Here is a 19721-nt window from a genome sequence, read left to right as displayed (position 1 = left end):
AATCCAAAAACTAGTCAACAATCTAAAACCGTAGATTTTTATGGTATTACTTTACGTTTTTGGCGCGGTCGCGTTAATTAACTGTGTTTATTACCTTTTTTTTTCAAAACTTGCTTTTTTAAAAATTTCCGAAAAAAATATTTCGGAAAAATATCCCGTATCCCTTATTATTTGTGCCAAAAACGAAGCTGAAAATCTTAAAAAAAATATTCCGCTTTGGCAACAGCAGAATTACAACAACTTCGAAATTATACTTATAAACGATGCTTCCATTGATGAAACCTTGGAGGTAATGGAAAGTTTTGCAGAAAATGATTCGCGCATCCAAATTGTTAATGTAAAAAACAACGAAGCTTTTTGGGCCAATAAAAAATACGCTTTAACCCTTGGTATTAAAAGAGCAAAAAACACGAGGCTTGTTTTTACAGATGCAGATTGTTATCCAGCATCAACGGAGTGGTTAACTATAATGGCTGATAAATTTTCGGATGAAAAACAATTGGTTTTGGGTTATGGAGCTTATGAAAAACGCCCCGGATTTTTGAACAAATTAATCCGTTTTGAAACCTTGATGACGGCGATTCAATATTTTTCTTACGCAAAAGCAGGAAACCCATATATGGGCGTGGGCCGCAATTTAGCCTATACCAGCAATCTTTATTATGAGAATAAAGGTTTTATGAGTCACATTAAAATTCCTTCGGGTGACGATGATCTTTTTGTGAATGAAGCCGCTACTTCAAAAAATGTTGCCATCGCTATAGAGCCAGACTCATTTACTTATTCATTTCCGAAGAAAAAGAAGAAAAAATGGCTTATTCAGAAAAAAAGACATTATTCCACTGCAAAACTTTACAAACCAAAACATCGTTTTCTTTTGGCGGTTTATTTTGGATTTAATTTATTGTTTTGGCTATTGGCTCCTTTTATTTTATTGACTGATTTCTGGGCTTTTGGACTAGGCATTATCGTAATGCGGATTGCTTTTCAGTATTTAATCATTGGTAACGCTGCCAAAAAACTAAAGGAACAGGATTTGGTGCCATTTATTCCTTTTTATGAATTGTTTTTAATCTTCAATCAATTAAGTATCTTTATTTCCAACAGCAGCGAAAAAAACTCGCGATGGAAATAACTTCGGAAGAAATAGCACACCAAATTGAGAAAGCAAAAAAAGGAAAGCAGGGCGCTTTCAAATTTTTGCTTGATTATTATTGGAACGAAGTTTATGGTTTTCAGCTAAAAAGAGTTCGAAATGAACATGAAGCCGAGGATATAACTATTGAAACCTTCGCCAAAGCCTTTGACAAGATTGAAACTTTTGACGAAAACTACACTTTTTCCACTTGGCTGGTTGCTATTTCAAAAAACATCCAAATAGACAAAACACGGAAAAAAAACGCATCTATTTATTCAAATACCACAGATGCTTCTAACGAGCAGGTTCAAAAAATTCCAGACCACTCACCCACTCCAGAGGACAAATTAATTAGAGAGCAAAATCTTGCTGAACTTTTAAGGTACATCAAACAACTAAAACCTCATTACCAAGATGTAATTAACCTTCGCTATTTTCAGGAGATGAGCTATAATGAAATTTCTGAAACATTGGAAGAACCGCTTAATAACATAAAAGTGAGGCTCCTTCGCGCACGAAAACTGCTTGCTGAAATTATCACCAAAAAAGAATGAAAGTCCACAACCATTCCGCTATGGATTTTGGGGTAAAAGCTTTTATAGATTAAAAATTTCAATTACCAATTTACAATTTTGTCTTTTTTCTTTCTTCTCTTTTTCTTTGTTCTTTTTTCGACTTTCATTTTCGTACTTTTGTTTCCCTTATGAGCACAGAAACTTTGGAAATTCAAAAGCCCACACCAAAACCAAAATGGATTCGCGTTAAACTTCCCACCGGGAAAAAATATACCGAACTGCGCGGTGTGGTAGAAAAATATAAGCTTCACACTATCTGCACCTCTGGAAGCTGTCCAAATATGGGCGAATGTTGGGGTGAAGGAACTGCAACTTTTATGATTTTGGGAAACATCTGTACCCGTTCCTGTGGTTTTTGCGGCGTAAAAACCGGACGTCCCGAAACCATTGATTGGGACGAACCCGAAAAAGTAGCACGATCCATAAAGTTGATGAATATAAAACACGCAGTTGTAACCTCTGTTGACCGTGACGATTTGAAGGATATGGGCTCTATTATCTGGGCCGAAACCGTTAAGGCAATCCGCAGAATGAACCCTGAAACTACGTTGGAAACCTTAATTCCAGATTTTCAGGGCAACACTAGAAATATAGACCGAATTATTGCCGTAAAACCCGAAGTGATAAGCCACAATATGGAAACCGTAAAAAGGTTAACACGCGAAGTTCGCATTCAGGCAAAATATGAGCGTAGTCTTGAGGTTTTAAATTATTTAAAGCAATCTGGAATGCCACGAACCAAAAGTGGCATTATGTTAGGTTTGGGCGAAAAGGAAGAAGAGGTTTTTAAAACAATGGAAGATTTAAAAAATATTGGCTTGGATATTTTGACCATCGGTCAATACCTGCAACCTTCAAAAAAACACCTTCCGGTTAAAGAGTTTATTACTCCGGAACAATTTAAAAAATATGAGACTGTTGGGCTAGAAATGGGTTTCCGCCATGTGGAAAGCGGTGCTTTGGTTCGTTCTTCCTATAAAGCTCAAAAACACCTCACCTAAATAGTATTTCTGAAATGGAAAAAAAAACAACTGTTGGCATAAATGGTTTTGGTCGCATTGGTCGTAATCTTTTCAGATTATTACTGAACCATCCATCTATTGCGGTTGTTGCTGTAAACGACTTAGCAGATACAAAAACACTGAGCCATCTTTTAAAATATGACAGCATTCACGGTGTTTTAAAGGAAGAAATTTCACATTCAGAAAACGAAATCATTATTGCCGGAAAGAAAGTGAAGTTTTCTTCGGAAAAAAATATAGAAGACGTCCGTTGGGAAAATGTTGATATCGTTATTGAAAGTACGGGTAAATTCAAAAGCAAAAAACAACTTGAAAACCATTTAAAAAACGGCGCTAAAAAAGTAATTCTCTCAGTTCCACCATTGGATGACGATATTAAAACTGTTGTTTTAGGCGTAAATGATTCTATTCTCGATTCAAGAGATTTAATTATTTCCAATGCGTCATGTACCACTAACAATGCCGCACCAATGCTAAAAATAATCAACGAGCTTTGCGGTATTGAGCAAGCATATATTACTACTGTCCACTCTTATACCACAGACCAAAGCTTGCATGACCAACCGCACAGAGATTTACGTCGTGCACGTGCCGCTGGACAATCCATTGTTCCAACAACTACGGGGGCGGCAAAAGCTTTGACCAAAATTTTCCCAGAGCTTTCTGATGTTATTGGCGGTTGCGGAATCCGAGTTCCCGTTCCAAATGGTTCTTTGACAGATATAACGGTAAATGTGAAAAAAGAAGTTTCCATTGAAGAAATAAACGCTGCTTTTAAAAAAGCATCCGAAAATTCTCTAGCTGGAATCCTTGAATATACCGAAGACCCAATCGTTTCAATAGATATTGTTGGGAATACACATTCCTGTATTTTTGATGCTGGAATGACTTCAGTGGTGGGTAAAATGGTGAAAATCATTGGATGGTATGATAATGAAATTGGATATTCATCCAGAATTATAGATTTAATTGAAAGAATTTCTGCGAAATAACTATATTTATTGCCCCTTTAAACTAACCGATGCGCCAATTGTTTTTGAAATACAGGATAATCGTACCTTTTCTTGTGTGTGCACTGTTTTCAACAAAATCCTTTTCACTACAGATAAAGGATACCATTGTAGCTATAAAACAACTTCAATATAACGCTACAAAAGCCATAGAAAAGGAAGATTTTATTGAAGCCGTAAAAAGCTTGAACGATGCCAATAAACTGGCAATGTTACCTAAATATAGAAGCTATAAACCAGATGTTGAGTTAAGCATAGCAGAGCTTTATTACAATTTGGAATATTTTGGAAAAGCGGCGGAACAAGCTTTAATGGCCATAAAAAGTGCAGAAACGTATAATAACGATTACAAACTTGCAAAGGTTTACAATCTTTATGCTGTCATCCTTATTTCAACTAGAAAATATTCAGAATCAAAGTCATATTTAACAAAAGCAGATTCAATTTACACAAAACTTAACGACCAAAAGAGTAAAGTTAATACTATTTATGGCGAAGGTTTATTAGAACTTCAGCTGGGAAATTACAAGGCTGCAATAGAAAATTTTAAATTAGCGGCAAAAGGTTTCAAGGAACAGGAACTTCTCTATCAAGAGGTAGCCGCATACAGCAATCTTGCAGATGCTCTTTCACTTATAAATCCTGAAACCTATCCAAACCCACTTATTGAAGCAAAACAACTTATAAAATTAGTTTCAGAAATTTCCTATTCGCAGGGATATTCAAAACTTTTGGTTGAAAATCACCGTATTAATTCCCAGATTTTAATCGCTGAAAAAAGAGGTGCTCAGGCAGAGGAAGAATTGAAGTTTTATCTACACCAAAAGGATTCCTTGAAACAAATTCATCTAAAAGCAATTGAACGTGGAATTCAGGCAGAATCTGCAATTGGTGATTTAAAAGAAACCATTGCAAGTCAAAAAGACGACTTGACCAAAAAAGACAAATCGCTTTTTCTGGGAAAACTTACGGGCTGGCTGAGCATTGCCTTAATACTGATACTTTCTTTATTAACGCTTTCACTGTATAAAAACAATAATTTAAGGGCAAAAGCAAACGAGCTGTTGCAGGACAAAAATACGGAGCTGCAAGAAGCAAAAGAAAATGCCGAAAAAGCCTCACAGGCCAAAGCACTATTTCTCTCAACCATAACCCACGAACTTAGAACGCCAATGTATACGGTTACTGGATTGACGCATTTACTTTTGGAAGAAGACCCAAAGCCCGAACAGAAAGAGCATTTAAATTCCCTCAAATTTTCCGGGGAATATTTGCTTTCGCTCATCAACAACATCCTTGATCTTAACAAGCTGGAAGCCAATAAGGTGGAAATTGAAAAAGTTCCTTTTCATTTGAAAAAGAGAATAGACGGTGTACTCACAGCTTTAAAAAAATCAGCAGAATCAAAAAACAATACTATTCATTATGAATATGACAATACTCTTCCCAATGAAGTGATTGGCGATTCACTTAAAATATCCCAAATTCTTATCAACCTAATTAGCAACTCAATTAAATTTACTGAAAATGGAGATATTTGGGTTCGTGTAAAAAATGCTGAAAAGAATGCAAAAAAAGTGGTGGTACATTTTGAAGTTGAAGATACTGGAGACGGTATTTCAAAGAAAAAACAGAATACCATTTTTGAATCTTTCTCTCAAGGCTCACTTCAAATCAATAGGAAATATGGCGGAACCGGATTAGGTCTTTCCATTGTTAAAAACCTTTTGGAACTTATGGGGAGTAAAATATTTTTGGAAAGTAAACTGGGTGAAGGTTCTAAATTTTGGTTCAATATAAATTATGATATTGCAGAGGACAATGGTTTAGAAACCAATCTGAACGATATTGAAGTTGTTTTTGAGAATACTCTTTTTGATAATAAAACGGTGATGATTGTTGAAGACAACAAAATCAACCAAATGATCACCAAAAAAATTCTTGAGAAGAAAAAAATGGTCTGTACGGTTGTGGATAACGGTATGGACGCCATAAAATTTGCCAAAGAAGAAGATTTTGATATTATCTTAATGGATATTCACATGCCGGGAATAAGCGGAATTGAGGCAACCAAAAAAATTCGTGAGTTCAATAAAACCGTACCTATTATTGCACTTACCGCTATTACCATCGAAGAGAATCTAGAGAATTTCTACAAAGCAGGTTTCAATGAATTTATTCCAAAACCATTTAAGGCTGAAGACTTTTTCGAGAAAATAAACAGGGTACTGCGCAGCAATGATTTTTTGGTCAAGTAATTATTTTTTCAAATTAACTTCCCGCTCTATTCTTCTTTTGAAACTACTTTCAGCTTCGTTTAAAATTACCGTTTTTATTGGTAAATAATAAATTTCTGTTGCGCTTGTAATTGGATGCAACCGCATAAAATCCTTTTCAGTAGTCAAGATCAAACTATGCTTTTTTAACACTTCAATTTCAGAAGCAGTGAAATTATGATGATCCGGAAATGACTTTTCTTCAAAATTCAACCCTTCATTTTTCAAGAACTCAACCAAAGGTTTTGGATTGGCAATGCCAGTAACCAAAAGAAATGTCTGGTTTTTTAAGTATGAAAGCGGTTTCGATTCTGTTTTGTTTTTAATTTCAGAGCTGTACCCAATTTTTGAAAAATAAATTTCTTGATGTGGTTTTGGCTTCAGTTTTCGCTTTATAGCTTCCATTTCCGAATTTTCAAGACTTTCAGGACATTTTGTAACTACAATAATATCTGCGCGTTTTGCTCCAAACTTAGGCTCACGTAGATTTCCTGTGGGCAATATACAATCATTACTATACAATTTGTCAAAAGAAGTGAGCAAGATATTGAACGAAGCTTTCACTTTTCTATGTTGAAAAGCATCGTCTAGTAACACCACATCTGCTATTTTTTTAAGCTTTTCAATTCCAGTTTGACGATCTTCACAAACGGCAACAGTTATTTCAGGATATTTCTTTTTAAATTGAAGAGGTTCGTCGCCAACTTCTTCAACCATACTATCTGCTAAAACCTCAAGATAACCCGAAGTTTTTCGTTTGTATCCGCGACTTAATACAGCTATTTTATGACTATCTTTTAAAAAAGAAACCAGCAACTCAATCATTGGTGATTTCCCTGTGCCGCCGGTGGAAAGGTTTCCCACGCAAATTACTGGAAAATCATAACCTTTACTTTTTAGTAATCCTTTATTGTAAAGAAAATTACGAAGCGCAGTAATACCCCCGTACAAAAGAGAAAAAGGAAATAATAACTTGCGCAGAAAATTCATTTAACGAAAGTACTAATTCCGCTGAAAATGAGGATTGGTTTAAAATAAAAATAGAAGCCGATAAAAATTCAGCAAACTATTATCTTTACTCAAAATGTAAAAAATGAATGTAAAAGATATCATTGCGCTGCTTGAAGAACTCTCGCCACTCTCCTATTCCGAAGATTTTGACAATACAGGATTATTGGTTGGCGATACCAACGCAACTGTTTCGGGAATATTGGTAACGTTGGATACATTAGAAAATGTGGTTGATGAAGCTATAGAAAAAAACTGTAATCTAATCGTGAGTTTCCACCCCATTATTTTTTCGGGATTGAAAAAAATTACGGGAAAAACCTATGTGGAACGTGTGGTTCAAAAAGCAATAAAGCATGATATTGCCATATTTTCAAACCATACCGCGCTAGACAATTCGTGGAATGGCGTGAACGCAATGATTTGCGAAAAACTTGGTTTAAAAAACCGAAGAGTTTTGATTCCACAAAATGAAACCATCAAAAAACTCATCACTTTTGTTCCTTTAAAGGATGCTGAGAAAGTTAGAAACGCTTTATTCTCATCAGGCGCCGGAAGTATCGGCAATTATGAAAATTGCAGCTTTAACATTGAAGGAAGCGGGAGTTTTAAAGGGAATGAAGCTTCAAATCCTGTAAAAGGAAAAAAAGGCGAAATCCATTTTGAAACAGAAACACAGATAGGAATCACTTTTGCAAAACACCTTCAAAACAGGATTTTAAAAGCTCTTTTTGAAGCTCATCCTTATGAGGAAGTAGCTTATGAAATAACTACCCTTGAAAACCAAAATCAACATTTGGGGATGGGGATGATTGGTGAATTTGAAAAAGAGATGGATGAAAAAGAATTTCTGAAATTTCTGAAAAAAACAATGAATACAGATTGCGTTCGCCATTCAACATTGCTAAAAAAACGAATTAAAAAAGTTGCTTTGCTCGGCGGAAGCGGAAGTTTTGCCATTGATGCAGCAAAAAAAGCTGGCGCCGATGCTTTTATCTCAGCAGATTTTAAATATCACGACTTCTTTAAGGCCGAAAACACTATACTTTTGGCAGATATTGGCCATTATGAAAGCGAACAGTTCACAAAAGACCTTTTACATTCTTTCCTTAAGAAAAAAATTACTAATTTTGCAGTCCTTTTATCACAAACAAATACCAATCCTATTAGCTATTTATAATTTATGGCAACAAAAACCGAAGTTACTGTTGAAGAGAAGTTAAGAGCCTTGTATGACCTACAGCTTATTGATTCCAGAATTGATGAAATAAGAAGTGTTCGTGGTGAACTTCCACTAGAAGTTGAAGATCTTGAAGACGAAGTGGCAGGAATGAACACCCGCTTGGAAAAACTTAAGGCTGATCTTGAGGTAATTGAAGACCAAATCAAGGAAAAAAAGAACAATATTGAAGAGTCAAAAGCGCTCATCAAAAAATATTCAGCACAACAAGACAACGTTCGCAACAACCGCGAGTATAACTCTTTGAGCAAAGAAGTTGAATTCCAAGAACTTGAAATTCAACTAGCTGAAAAAAATATTAAAGAATACCGTGCTCAAATTGAGCAAAAAAGTCTTGTTATTGAAGAAACCAAAGGTCGTTTTGAAGAGCGTTCTGAACACTTGAAACACAAACAAGGTGAACTTGACGAAATTCTGAAAGAAACTGAAAAAGAAGAACAAACGCTTATAAAGGAGTCCAATAGTTATGAAGCTCTAATTGAGCCACGCCTCATTAAGGCATATAAAAGAATCCGTAACAATGTAAAAAACGGACTTGCAATTGTAGCCGTTGAACGCGGTGCTTCTGGTGGTTCATTCTTTATTATTCCACCGCAAGTACAAGTGGAAATTGCCAGTCGCAAAAAAATCATCACTGATGAGCATAGTGGTCGTATTCTTGTAGATCCAGATCTTGCAAATGAGGAACGCGAAAAGATGGAAACTTTGTTTGCGAAACTAAAATAGGCACTCTAAAGCAATAATATCAAAGCCTTCACATATAGTGGAGGCTTTTTTTTATAATTTAGTTGAAAGGTTTTTTAGTTCTTAAAGACCAATTCTAAAAAAACAATCAAAATGAAAAGAATCACAGTTTTAATTGTAAGCATTTTCCTATTCTCACTTCAAGGTGCCTGCAAACCTTCAAATGAAAAAAATAAAGAGGCAGAAGCTATCGCACAAAAAGAACAATCTCCAATTCAAACTGAATCTGTTAATGGTCTAAAAAAAGCCTATTTTGCGAGTGGCTGTTTTTGGTGTGTTGAAGCCATTTATGAAAGCGTGGAAGGTGTAAAAGAAGTAATCTCTGGATATAGTGGAGGAAAAACGAAAAACCCAACCTACGAAAACCATGCCGATCATGCTGAAGCCGTTGAAGTTATATATGATCCAGAAACAATAAGTTTCAGTCAGTTGGTCGATGTATATTTTGGCTCACAAAACATAACCCAAGTGAATGGTCAAGGCCCTGACCACGGCGCTTCATATCGTTCTATAGTTTTCTATCAAAACGATGACGAAAAGAAAATAATTAATGAAAAAATTGAAGCGCTAAATAAGCAATTAGGCGGTGATAAAGTTGCTGCACAGGTTTTACCGTTCCAAAAATTTTGGGATGCTGAAAACTACCATCAAAACTATGAAAAGAATCATCCTGAAAACCCTTACATACAAAACGTTTCCATTCCTCGTTTAAATAGATTTAAGGAGAAATTTCCGGAATTGTTGAAGAAAACACAAAATCATTAATTAAAAGCACCAAAATTTAAACCTAACGGATTATAAAAATCTGTTAGGTTTTTTTTATTGCCTTTAATTCAAATATTAAGGGGTATATTTTATTTTCGAGCTCAAACATCCCTTGCTCATTTTTTATCAATCCTGGGAAAATATCATAAGGTGAGGCATCGTGTTCCTTCAAATATTCAATATGAAGTCCAGCTTTGGAAAGAGAAGTAATCACTTCACCCAAACTGTGGTTCCATCCGTATTCCTTACTCACCATTTTTGAATTTTGGTCTGCATAAGTTCCTTCGTATTCTTCATATATAGCTTCTTTTTGTTGGTAGCCATATTTCATAACGGGTGGTGAAACGTTATAATCAAACATCCAAGCAATGGGGTGGAATTCAACTATATAAAAGTATCCTCCAGGCTTTAATCTTTCATAAATCATTTTGGCCCAAGGCTTTAAATCTGGAAGCCAACCTATAGTTCCGTAGCTGGTAAAAACGACATCAAATTTCTCTGAAATATATTCTGAAGTGTCCAAAACATTACAACAAACAAAATTTGCATCGAGTTTCAAATCAGTGTTCAATTTTTGTGCAAGTTTAATTCCTTCATCTGAAATATCAACCCCGGTACATTTAGCCCCCATTCTTGCAAAGCTCAATGTATCTTGCCCAAAATGACACTGAAGATGCAATAGCCTTTTATCAAAAATATCACCTAAAGCATCTATTTCATATTTATTTAATGACGTTTTTCCACTTCTGAAATTCGGCATGTCATAAAATTCACTTTCAACATGGATGGCAACTTTGGAATTCCACGTCTTTCTATTTGTTTCAAATTTTTCGAAATTTTTCATATAGTAATTTTTTTTAAAAATAGAAAATTAACTCAAAAAACACATTCACTAACATTTTTCGTATTTATTTACATATTTCGTTAAACATCGGTTAAAAAAAATGAAAAATGAAGGGTTTTATTGTAGTTTTAAGGATACTAACTTTAAAAACTTAATATTATGGGTGACATCATTTGGTTAATTGTAGTACTTCTTATTATAGGATGGCTGGTAGGCTATTTCGGTTTCGGTGAAGCTGTTGGAAGTTTAATTCACATTTTACTGGTATTAGCAATTATTGGTATTTTATATCGATTGGCTACTGGCCGCAGACCTTAATTTAAAACTAATTCTTAATCTCTAAACAACAAATCATTATGAAAAAAGTATTCTTAATTTTATTTGCCGCAGGTTTAATGAGCACTAGTTTTGTAAGCTGCCGCGAAAAGAAAACAGTTGGAGACAAAATTGAAGATGTAGCGGATGATATTGAAGATGCAGTAGATTAATTCATTCCAAAATTTATAGTTAAAAACCCTTTCAATTATTCTTGAGAGGGTTTTTCTTTTTTTAGCCCCCTACATCACAATAGATTTCCATTCGGGATGCTTTTCAATATATTTTTTTATGAAAGGACAAACGGGAATCACTTTCAACCCACGAAGTTCTATCTGAAGCAAAACCTTTTCTGTCATCTCACTGGCCACACCTTGCCCCGAAAGTTCTTTTGGCACTTCAGTATGGTTTAGAGACAAAACACCAGGCTTTACGGAATATTCAATGATGGCTTTATAACCATCAATCTCGGTCTCAAACCTATTCATTTCTTTGTTATCAATTACGCGCATTCCAATTGTGAATTAGAGGTTATAGACACATAAAAATACAAAAAATATGAGAGGGTTTTGTTTATTTTTTTATCAAAATTTCTTTTAAACTCTTCTGGAATATTTAAAACCCAAAGCCTAAGCCAAACGCAGCCCGTAATCCATCATCAGAATTGAAAACTCCTAAATTGGCTGAAATTAAATCTGCGCCGTTAATAAAGAATCCGCCCCCATAGCTATTGTGCCATTTTTCAGAGTAATCAAAATTTGGAAGCCAAACTCTTCCATAATCAAAGCTTCCGTATATCCCAATTTTAATGGGAATTAATGGTGTTTTTATATTGCTGAAGGAATAACGCAAGTCAGTATTTTGATAATATGCGCGCTTCCCAGTGAAGCGTTGGTTTCTATAGCCGCGCAAGCCATCTGTTCCTCCAATATTTGCTGCTTGATAGAATTCATAATCATCTCCAAAATTAAGATGTGTTTTAAGCGTGGTTGCCAAAACCAATTTTCCTGAAGAAATAAGTTTATGTGCAATACTCCATTTTGATATTAAATAACCATAATTCCTGCTACTTTGATCTAAATTGTTTTTAAAGCCAATGTTAACATTGAACAACATCCCCATAGTTGGATATGCCTTACTGTCAAAATTACTGAATTCAAAATTTGTGTTTGCTCCTGCAAATTGAACTTCATCAAATACATAACTAGGCAATTCAGGGTTGTTATCTATAAAGCGATTTTCTGTGTCATCAATTTCTATTGTTTCGTATGTAGCGCCTAAACTTATTGTGCTTCCTCGTTGTGAGTTCCATACCAATCTGGGAGAAACAGAAAAATTTCTAATTTTTACACGGTTGTAATCTTCTTCTAATTCATCATCATAGTTGATTGTTTCGTTGCCAAAACCGAAGAAATTTTGCGTGAAATTGGGGCTTTGGAAATTTAAATCTAAAATAAAGTTCAATTTCTTTATCACATTTGCGAATTCTCCACTATAATTTAATTCATACCCATTGGTTGCAAAATAATACGCTGATTTTAATTGATGTTGACTTGTAAAAGGATTACGCTCAAACCCATAAACCGTGTAGATATCTGAAACACCAATTTTTAACCCATCATCAGGATTTATACCGATAGTAGGGATAATTTGATTGGTATTGTTTCTTAGTTTTTTATAATTATACACATTGGTTTCATAATCATCCGTAAGTTTTATTCTGGCTTTTTTAGCTTCAGACAAATCGTTCTTTTTTGATTTATAATCATAAATAAGAATATTCTTTCCTTCAGAAACTTTGTAATTATCATTGTTTTGACCTCCAATTAATCGAATCTTTATTTTTTTACTTTTCCCTATTACTTCAAAAGTATCGTCGTCATCCAAACCATAAATCCATATTTCTTTTGTTGTTTTAGGTGAATATTTCCTGTAATGAAAGCGATCTTTAATGGTATCATCTTTTTTTCGAAACATTGCTACTGTTACCGCTCCAGTTTCATCTGCATCAATTTTAATATAATCGTCTTTGTTAGTTCCTGTGAGCACTCCATACTTAGCAGTAAGCTTATAATATCTATCTGAAATTTTTTGAAGATTAGCACGGCGTTGTTTCAAGGTGTTTTTTATTTTTTCCACGCCTTCATCCTGCACTTCTTTAGGCATTTTTGAAAAAGCGAGATCTATAACACTATCGGTTAGGTTGTTTGTTATAAGATTTACTTGTTTGTCCCAAACCCTTTTATCTATATCTACCAAAAAAGCCATGTCTAATGGATAAGGCTCTATATTTACACCTTTCACATCTTTTAAATCTGGACTGTATTTTCGTAAAAGCCTTGCTAGAGGTATTAGTGTAACGCCTGCGCCAAGCATAAATCCGTCGGACATAACAGAGAATGCTTGATCACGATCTCTTGGTAATGGTCTGTAAACCTTCTTTCCATTTTCTTTGAATTCCATCCAGCGCCACTGATCTTGATGCCTGTCCCAATCGCCAATGAGCATATCAAACAATCGCGCCCGAATGTAACTTTCTTGGTCAATAACCACATCTTCATCTGAATGTAGCTCTTCCAACATATCCATTGTGCTAATTATATCTCCAGTAAATTTACCACCGGCAAGTTCAGTATGTCCATCGGAGGCGTGTTCTTCAAGCAAATAAAGTTCATCGCCAAATTCATTATTAAAATCTCCTAAAGCGTTTTGCTTTGGAATATAGAATAATCGCGGATTTAAATGATACACTCCAATAGCATCAGACAATGTTCCAACCACTAATGGAGCATAGGGGTGAGAACCCGTAAAAACATCTTTCACAAGTTTTTCAGAAGCGGTATCATCAAATTGTCCTTCTACAAAATTATCTTTGAACAAAGAGGACTGAATGTATTGAGTAGCACTTTTTTCAACGGCGCGCATTACATATTCTTTGCCGTCAGAAGCTCTTAACCGCAAGGATATGGATTGTGACCCACCACCTTTTCTTATTGGTTTTAACCCTCCGTAGAGCGTGTCCAAATCCACAGTTTGAGCCTTTACTTCTGTGCTAAAATATTTTCGGTAACGTTCGCCCCAAAGAAATTTATAAAAACCTGATTTTTGGGTTTCCTCTGGGGTATAAACAGAAGCCGAAATAGAATCCTTAAAAGTTTTCGGGTACGCTATATTGGTACGCTTACTTGCTCCTTTTATTGTTTTTCTAAAAAAGACATTATTAGAATTGGCATCAATGAACTGAACATTAGAGGCGTTGTCCTTATAAATATTTAACAATGCATAGCCATTCACTCCCAAACCAAATTGATTTTTATTTCTAACTCTGAGTGGATTTATTTTTGATCCAGATCCGCTAATAATCTGCGTTAAATTATCTGAAGTTATAAATTGTAAGTTGTGCTCGTGACCTGAAAGAAAAATAACGTTTTCATTGAATTGAGCTGCTGCAACTAGGTTCTTTCGTAAATCATTATAAAATTGGTTTGATAAATCTGCATTAGAAATACCGCTGGTGTTTCTAATTATATTCTTCAAAGTTCCTAAACCTGGAAACGGTTTCATAAAATCAACAAAACTATATTGTCCGCCGTGTGGGCCGTTGCTGTACATTGGATGATGTATGGCCACTAAAGTAGTTTTGCCTCGCGCTTTTTTAATTTCGCTTCTAAATTCTTCTAAAAAAAGAGACCGTGTTTTATATTCACATTCGTCATTGATTGTTGGATGCCTATTCCAATTTGTAATGTACCATTGCGAATCTACTATTAATAAAACAATATCTTCACTGAGATTCACCTTCTCTATTGGGCAGCCGTTTTCTGGCAGAAAAGTGTTTTTCCCCAAAGCATCCTCAATCATTTTTTCTTGGTTTTTCAATCCTTTTACGCCACTGAACCAATCATGGTTTCCAGGAATAAAAATTACCCTCCCGGGAAATTTTTTTGCAATATCAGTTTGAAGTTGCAATACATTTTTTGCTTCATCGGCTTTTTTGCCATCGCTTGTGGGAAACCCTTTGGGATAGATATTATCTCCCAAAAACAACAGAACATCTTCTTTGCCTGCTTTTGTAAATTTCTGTTCCATTACCCGCAATGCTTTGGGCGCAGAACCATCTTCATCGGGTTTTCCTGCGTCTCCAATTAAAAAAATATTTGTGGTTTTGGCATCAATGTCCTTCACATCGGTCTCCAATCCACTTTCGGGTGTGAATTTAAATGTGGCACAGGAGGTTACAACAAGCGCTATAAATACTAAAAATAAATTTTTCATGAAAATTGAGCTAAATCGAAACTATCATAGTATTGCTTCGAGGTCTTCTACCGTAAACAGGCTTTCTGCTTTTTCTAAGTGATGATTAAGATCCACTCTAATTGCTTTAATGCCGCTTGCACCTTGAAGCTCTTCAAGCTCAACAATTTCTATTTTCTCACCAATGTAATTTTTGGATTGTAAAAATTCAAAATAGTTTAGGTATTCTTTTTCTATGGCATTGCTTGAATATACTACGCTTAATTTGTGTGGCAAGGTCAAGCGTTCGTTCGAGTTTTTTATAAGTGCTTTATCAATTCGTTTTTTAATCATTTCATAGCGCACATTGTATGCACCGTCCACATCAAATTGTTTTTCATCCATTCTATAGCGAATGTTTAACGGCACATCATAAGCTAAAATAAGCGATGCAACCTCCAACTTTAGCGGAAATCCTTCTTGCGCTTTGTAGTACATAGCTTCCATTTCGCAAGCAACTTGTAATTGCCAAAGGCGTAAATTGAATAAGTCGGTTTGATGAAAAGTTTTGTCGCGGGTAATGGATTGGCCTATGTACATATTGTGTTCCACGCCATCGGTTTTAAATATTTCAAAATAATGCGGAAACATTTTCTGTGCCTTAACCTGCTGTTTATCAATAAAACCTGATAGCTCCTTATTTATCAAATTAACCGTATTGTCATAATTTTTTCGGGCATTGTAATAGGATTTTAAGTCTTTGTCTAAACTTTCATTGAATGACTTTATATCTGAAACATCCTTTTCTGAAGCTAAAAGATGCTCAAACAAAGGAAAGATTTGAGTGCTAAAGAACAAGCTGATTTCCTGTTCGGTATTGGCGTGAAAATTTTCTTCCAGTTCAAACAAAAATTTATCGATTTGAAAAATCAGTTGCTCATAAAATGGAAGGTTTTTGGATTTAAAGCGAATCTTCAACAAATGCTTGGCTTGCTTCAATTGTTCTTTAAAATCTTTCTGAATTGCCTCGTTTCGCGCATCTGAAGAACCTACAATATCAATTTGACCGTACAACGGAACTACATCATCAAAAACGATTTCTTGAAAATTTGTAGGTTCGCCAAAATTTCGTTTTTGAATATAAAGGGTTGCTTCTTCTTCAAAACGCCATTCCACCGAAGAATGTATGGAGGTACATTCTTGCTGTATTACTGCACTTATTTCGTTTTTATATTCCGTGATGGATCTTGCGGAATAGCTTAAAATAAATGGCATTAAGGTTTCCAGCTTCACCATATTAACAGCATTGAGTTGGTTGGTTTTATAAGTTGCCAATTCTATAATAAAAGCTAGTTTTTGCTCAACAACAATAGGTATAAGGACGGCACTTTTAAGCCCTTGTTTAAGCAATGTATTACTTAAACTATTTCCGCCTGAAGATTTGTGATAACGCTCTACGTTTGACAAGATCACCAATTTATGGTCCACAAACAGCTGGTTGTACACATAACTGCAAGCATAATCTTTACAGTTTACCGTATCGCCTTTTTCAATGGTCAACATTTTAAAATTTAGATCATAGGGTGGCCTGATTTGGCTTTTGTCGAGCATATAACTTCCCACTTGTAGATCGGGAATTCCAAAAATATTTCGAAAATCTCCAACCAAAGCCTTATAACTTTCATTGTTAGTTTGAATTAGGTGGGTTTTAAACTCGTCAATTGTTTCATCTAAAGTAGTATCGATCATATTTATAATACCAAACCCTTCCATAGTCCAGGAATCTTCTGGAAAATATTTTTTCCAGACTTCTTTATTATTCGCATCTGCGAGAATTTCATCTATAATTTCTTGGGTTATTTCTATGGCATTTTCATTGGGATAGATTTCTAAAAAATCGGCATTAAAGGTTATTCGGTAGTTTTTAGTTTTACCGTTTTCAAATTTTATTTTTAAAGTTTTTGGTCTTTCTAAGTCAATGTTAAATTGATAATATGAATTCAAAATAATGCCATACGGAATAAGATCAAACCCTTCTATCTTATCTTTAAACAACCCTTTAAATATATCTTCTACACTGGAAACTGAGTTTTCTATAATCTCAGTCAATCTGTTGCTAGTAAAAAAAGTAAAATTGGAAAGTGGGTAAACCGCAGCTTTAATTTCGTTATTGGCTAATGCCGCTGGAAACAAATAACTCATTAATTGCTGAACCACTTCTTCGTTGTCTTTGTATTCTGAAAGAGTGGATGTTTTATTAACAAGGTTGGGATTTTTCTTAAACAACTCCAACACTTGTTTTGCCTGAAATTGTTCCACAGGATTATTTGATTCTAACAATACCTCAAATTTTTCTTTAAGCAATCTAAACGATAGTTTAGGCACAAAAGGTCCTGGTAATAATTTTTTCATAATATTTGCTTTTAAAAATTCATAGTTATGTAATAGCTAGTGATAAACGCCAAAGCTGAAATCACTATTCCAAACATAAATACAGTATAAGTAATACGAAGCAATCGATATTTTCTTTCTAAAACTAAGCCGAGATAGTATAAATCTTTAGTGAGCGAATTATACAAAACATCATCATTGTCAATTAAATAATCAATTCCCCATTCAAAGTCCTTCAGCCCCATTTTGTGGAAATTTCCGAAGAACAAAATATTGGTTTGCTTGTTTTTTATCATGTCTTTTGTCACTGTTACACTGGAAATATTTGGGCGCGTAGAAAGCACAGATAAAACAACCGATGCAACACTAAAAACCATAAAAATTAAGGTTGGCCAAACTAAAAATGAATTTGATGCACTATCAAGTTTCGGAACAAGATTAGACAGCGCCACCGAAATAATAATGGCATTTACAGATAGTAAGATGTTAGCTTTTGTATCTGCTATTGCGCTTAATTCAATATGATTTTTAAGGGTTACACGAAACATGGTCTCTACGCCTCTTCCTCTTTTTCTGGAATTAAACTTAGATTTAATTTTATCTATTTTTGCATCAAGTTCGCGCTCGTTTAGGTCTTTAAAAGGTTGCCATTTTAATTTTGCCGAATCGGTATAAAATTGTTGCATTACAAAAAAACTCTTATTTCCCTCCAACCATTCTAAATCGGTAAATGTTGTGTTTCTTTTTAACGCAATTTCTTGTCTCAATAGATCAGATACTTCAAAATAATAGTCAGATGCCACATGACTACAATCTGCATCCTTAGTTATCATTTCAAGTTTTGAATTTGGAATAGATTCTTTTCTGGAAACAAGAATCAAGCTTTTTATAAGTTCAATTTCATCATTGGAAACTTGATTAGACTTTAAAAAATCTGCTGCAATTCTTGCGCTTACCTCTTCGTGACCTTCGTCTTTTTCTACAAAACCTGTGTCGTGAAACCACGCAACAAGTTGTAAGGCGTTTTTTTCACCATCAGAACACCCTTCCCATTCAGCAAGTTGTGTAATTCGCTCTACAACTCTTTGGGTATGTTCAATATTATGATAGAAATTAACTGTAGATAACTTTGTTTCAAACAATTGCCTCACAAAGTTTTCGGCTTGTATTATTATATTTTCCACTAAAAAATATTTAAATTATTGCTTTTTTGTATTGGGTGAATTTAACTAGAAAATGATGAATATGAAAAAAGCAGTACTCTCAAGACCTTCGTCATTTATTTGCTTTAAAACTTACTTATGATAATAAAAAGAACTGCTTTATCTTAAACTAGGATGGAGTTTAAATCTTTTATTTTAGTGCTTTATCCATTTTATAAATTTACGAAATATATGAAAGCCATAACTGTTTGCCTATTTTTGCTTAAAATTGATTTAATATGAAGAATATACTCGCCATTTTATTTGTTTCAACCTTACTTTTTTCTTGTAACAATACTAAAAAATCACAAGACGCTGTTGAAAATGAACAATCCATTTCAAATGAAAATTTAAGCACTGCTGAAAAAATAGCAAATGCAAACGGTTTTGAAAACTGGAAAGATGTAACTGAAATTGCTTTTACTTTTAACGTAGACCGCGGCGAAAAACACTTTGAGCGCGCTTGGATTTGGAAACCAAAAACTGGTGACGTTTCTTCAATTTCTTCTGAAGGTATCTCTATAAATCACAACCGTTCATCAATGGACAGCCTAACCATGGAAACAGATGCCAAATTTATTAATGACAAATTCTGGTTATTGGCTCCTTTCCAACCAGTTTGGGATAAAGGCACCACTTTTTCAGAAAAAGAAAATGCTATTGCACCAATTTCAAAAGACACTTTAAACCAACTTACTATTGTTTACGGAAACGATGGCGGTTACACACCGGGCGATGCGTATGATTTTTTCTATGGCAAAGATTTCAAAATAAAGGAATGGAACTATAGAAAAGGAAATTCAGAAACACCCTCTATGAGCACCACTTGGGAGGATTACGAAAATTTCAACGGAATTGAAATTGCAAAAACACACAAGGATAGCACTGGCAATTTCAAGTTGTATTTCACAAATATTTCGGTTAGAAATGAAGCTCGAAATTAATTCCTATTTTTGTG

Annotated in this window: 17 protein-coding genes; 11 read left to right on the top strand and 6 right to left on the bottom strand. The window is 34.6% G+C overall.

Translation table 11 applies throughout. The features are described from left to right. Window positions 1-40 precede the first annotated feature (40 nt). From Q2U82_RS08900 to Q2U82_RS08880, 5 genes are all read left to right on the top strand, one after another. Window positions 41-1135: a glycosyltransferase gene (locus Q2U82_RS08900; protein ID WP_410004525.1), complete on the top strand. Its 1095-nt coding sequence runs from the start codon at window positions 41-43 to the stop codon at window positions 1133-1135. Continuing rightward, complete coding sequence (locus Q2U82_RS08895; protein ID WP_410004524.1) at window positions 1126-1692, top strand: RNA polymerase sigma factor; 567 nt, start codon at window positions 1126-1128, stop codon at window positions 1690-1692. Before Q2U82_RS08900 ends, Q2U82_RS08895 begins: the two co-directional genes overlap by 10 nt. A gap of 149 nt (window positions 1693-1841) precedes the next feature. Further along, complete coding sequence (lipA, locus tag Q2U82_RS08890) at window positions 1842-2714, top strand: lipoyl synthase (protein ID WP_410004523.1); 873 nt, start codon at window positions 1842-1844, stop codon at window positions 2712-2714. A 14-nt stretch (window positions 2715-2728) separates the two neighbouring features. Beyond that, window positions 2729-3727 carry a type I glyceraldehyde-3-phosphate dehydrogenase gene (gene gap, locus Q2U82_RS08885; protein WP_410004522.1) on the top strand — a complete coding sequence of 333 codons (999 nt, stop codon included), beginning with the start codon at window positions 2729-2731 and terminating at the stop codon, window positions 3725-3727. A gap of 29 nt (window positions 3728-3756) precedes the next feature. Continuing rightward, window positions 3757-6003 carry a response regulator gene (locus Q2U82_RS08880; RefSeq protein WP_410004521.1) on the top strand — a complete coding sequence of 749 codons (2247 nt, stop codon included), beginning with the start codon at window positions 3757-3759 and terminating at the stop codon, window positions 6001-6003. Here Q2U82_RS08880 and lpxK read toward each other — a convergent pair whose 3' ends face one another. Beyond that, entirely contained in the window at window positions 6004-7011 is a 1008-nt protein-coding gene (gene lpxK, locus Q2U82_RS08875; RefSeq protein WP_410004520.1) for a tetraacyldisaccharide 4'-kinase, read from the bottom strand. A gap of 103 nt (window positions 7012-7114) precedes the next feature. Between lpxK and Q2U82_RS08870 the strand changes: the two genes are divergently transcribed. The 3 genes from Q2U82_RS08870 (at window position 7115) to msrA (ending at window position 9778) form a co-directional block, all read left to right on the top strand. Further along, the gene (locus tag Q2U82_RS08870; protein WP_410004519.1) at window positions 7115-8209 is read left to right on the top strand and encodes a Nif3-like dinuclear metal center hexameric protein; all 1095 of its coding nucleotides are present in this window, start codon (window positions 7115-7117) and stop codon (window positions 8207-8209) included. A gap of 3 nt (window positions 8210-8212) precedes the next feature. Then, entirely contained in the window at window positions 8213-8995 is a 783-nt protein-coding gene (locus Q2U82_RS08865; protein ID WP_410004518.1) for a zinc ribbon domain-containing protein, read from the top strand. 111 nt (window positions 8996-9106) lie between these two features. Beyond that, a complete protein-coding gene (gene msrA, locus Q2U82_RS08860; protein ID WP_410004517.1) occupies window positions 9107-9778 on the top strand; it encodes a peptide-methionine (S)-S-oxide reductase MsrA in 672 nt (223 codons plus the stop codon). 43 nt (window positions 9779-9821) lie between these two features. Here the strand turns inward: msrA and Q2U82_RS08855 are convergent, their stop codons facing one another. Then, window positions 9822-10622, bottom strand: a complete 801-nt coding sequence (locus Q2U82_RS08855; RefSeq protein WP_410004516.1) for a class I SAM-dependent methyltransferase — start codon at window positions 10620-10622, stop codon at window positions 9822-9824. A 159-nt stretch (window positions 10623-10781) separates the two neighbouring features. Here Q2U82_RS08855 and Q2U82_RS08850 point away from each other — a divergent pair, with 159 nt between their 5' ends. Both Q2U82_RS08850 and Q2U82_RS08845 read left to right on the top strand, forming a co-directional pair. Beyond that, the gene (locus tag Q2U82_RS08850) at window positions 10782-10940 is read left to right on the top strand and encodes a lmo0937 family membrane protein (RefSeq protein WP_014781235.1); all 159 of its coding nucleotides are present in this window, start codon (window positions 10782-10784) and stop codon (window positions 10938-10940) included. Between the two features lie 38 nt (window positions 10941-10978). Then, complete coding sequence (locus Q2U82_RS08845; RefSeq protein ID WP_262510803.1) at window positions 10979-11110, top strand: hypothetical protein; 132 nt, start codon at window positions 10979-10981, stop codon at window positions 11108-11110. Window positions 11111-11179: 69 nt separating this feature from the next. Here the strand turns inward: Q2U82_RS08845 and Q2U82_RS08840 are convergent, their stop codons facing one another. From Q2U82_RS08840 to Q2U82_RS08825, 4 genes are all read right to left on the bottom strand, one after another. Beyond that, window positions 11180-11449 carry a GNAT family N-acetyltransferase gene (locus Q2U82_RS08840; RefSeq protein ID WP_410004515.1) on the bottom strand — a complete coding sequence of 90 codons (270 nt, stop codon included), beginning with the start codon at window positions 11447-11449 and terminating at the stop codon, window positions 11180-11182. Window positions 11450-11552: 103 nt separating this feature from the next. Then, on the bottom strand, window positions 11553-15212 hold the full coding sequence (locus Q2U82_RS08835; RefSeq protein ID WP_410004514.1) for a metallophosphoesterase: 3660 nt from the start codon (window positions 15210-15212) through the stop codon (window positions 11553-11555). Window positions 15213-15236: 24 nt separating this feature from the next. Beyond that, window positions 15237-17582: a hypothetical protein gene (locus Q2U82_RS08830; RefSeq protein ID WP_410004513.1), complete on the bottom strand. Its 2346-nt coding sequence runs from the start codon at window positions 17580-17582 to the stop codon at window positions 15237-15239. Between the two features lie 11 nt (window positions 17583-17593). Further along, window positions 17594-18745 (bottom strand): Pycsar system effector family protein, encoded by a 1152-nt coding sequence (locus tag Q2U82_RS08825; protein ID WP_410004512.1) that lies wholly within the window; start codon window positions 18743-18745, stop codon window positions 17594-17596. Window positions 18746-19002: 257 nt separating this feature from the next. On the opposite strand from Q2U82_RS08825, the gene Q2U82_RS08820 reads away from it, so the two are divergent. Beyond that, entirely contained in the window at window positions 19003-19707 is a 705-nt protein-coding gene (locus tag Q2U82_RS08820) for a hypothetical protein (protein ID WP_410004511.1), read from the top strand. Window positions 19708-19721: the final 14 nt, after the last annotated feature.

This window comes from Aequorivita nionensis, from assembly GCF_046352995.1.
In the GTDB taxonomy this organism is placed as follows: domain Bacteria; phylum Bacteroidota; class Bacteroidia; order Flavobacteriales; family Flavobacteriaceae; genus Aequorivita; species Aequorivita nionensis.
The sequence above is the reverse complement of the archived record's forward strand: the minus strand, read 5'-3'. Positions and strand labels throughout refer to the sequence as shown.

Excerpts from the sequence above, each read along its gene's own strand:
- lipA (WP_410004523.1), top strand. The coding sequence starts at position 1,842 with ATGAGCACAGAAACTTTGGAAATTCAAAAGCCCACACCAAAACCAAAA.
- Q2U82_RS08870 (WP_410004519.1), top strand. The coding sequence starts at position 7,115 with ATGAATGTAAAAGATATCATTGCGCTGCTTGAAGAACTCTCGCCACTC.
- Q2U82_RS08835 (WP_410004514.1), bottom strand. The coding sequence starts at position 15,212 with ATGAAAAATTTATTTTTAGTATTTATAGCGCTTGTTGTAACCTCCTGT.
- Q2U82_RS08900 (WP_410004525.1), top strand. The coding sequence starts at position 41 with ATGGTATTACTTTACGTTTTTGGCGCGGTCGCGTTAATTAACTGTGTT.
- Q2U82_RS08840 (WP_410004515.1), bottom strand. The coding sequence starts at position 11,449 with ATGCGCGTAATTGATAACAAAGAAATGAATAGGTTTGAGACCGAGATT.
- Q2U82_RS08880 (WP_410004521.1), top strand. The coding sequence starts at position 3,757 with ATGCGCCAATTGTTTTTGAAATACAGGATAATCGTACCTTTTCTTGTG.
- Q2U82_RS08830 (WP_410004513.1), bottom strand. The coding sequence starts at position 17,582 with ATGAAAAAATTATTACCAGGACCTTTTGTGCCTAAACTATCGTTTAGA.
- Q2U82_RS08820 (WP_410004511.1), top strand. The coding sequence starts at position 19,003 with ATGAAGAATATACTCGCCATTTTATTTGTTTCAACCTTACTTTTTTCT.
- Q2U82_RS08895 (WP_410004524.1), top strand. The coding sequence starts at position 1,126 with ATGGAAATAACTTCGGAAGAAATAGCACACCAAATTGAGAAAGCAAAA.
- msrA (WP_410004517.1), top strand. The coding sequence starts at position 9,107 with ATGAAAAGAATCACAGTTTTAATTGTAAGCATTTTCCTATTCTCACTT.
- lpxK (WP_410004520.1), bottom strand. The coding sequence starts at position 7,011 with ATGAATTTTCTGCGCAAGTTATTATTTCCTTTTTCTCTTTTGTACGGG.
- Q2U82_RS08865 (WP_410004518.1), top strand. The coding sequence starts at position 8,213 with ATGGCAACAAAAACCGAAGTTACTGTTGAAGAGAAGTTAAGAGCCTTG.
- Q2U82_RS08845 (WP_262510803.1), top strand. The coding sequence starts at position 10,979 with ATGAAAAAAGTATTCTTAATTTTATTTGCCGCAGGTTTAATGAGCACT.
- Q2U82_RS08855 (WP_410004516.1), bottom strand. The coding sequence starts at position 10,622 with ATGAAAAATTTCGAAAAATTTGAAACAAATAGAAAGACGTGGAATTCC.
- gap (WP_410004522.1), top strand. The coding sequence starts at position 2,729 with ATGGAAAAAAAAACAACTGTTGGCATAAATGGTTTTGGTCGCATTGGT.
- Q2U82_RS08850 (WP_014781235.1), top strand. The coding sequence starts at position 10,782 with ATGGGTGACATCATTTGGTTAATTGTAGTACTTCTTATTATAGGATGG.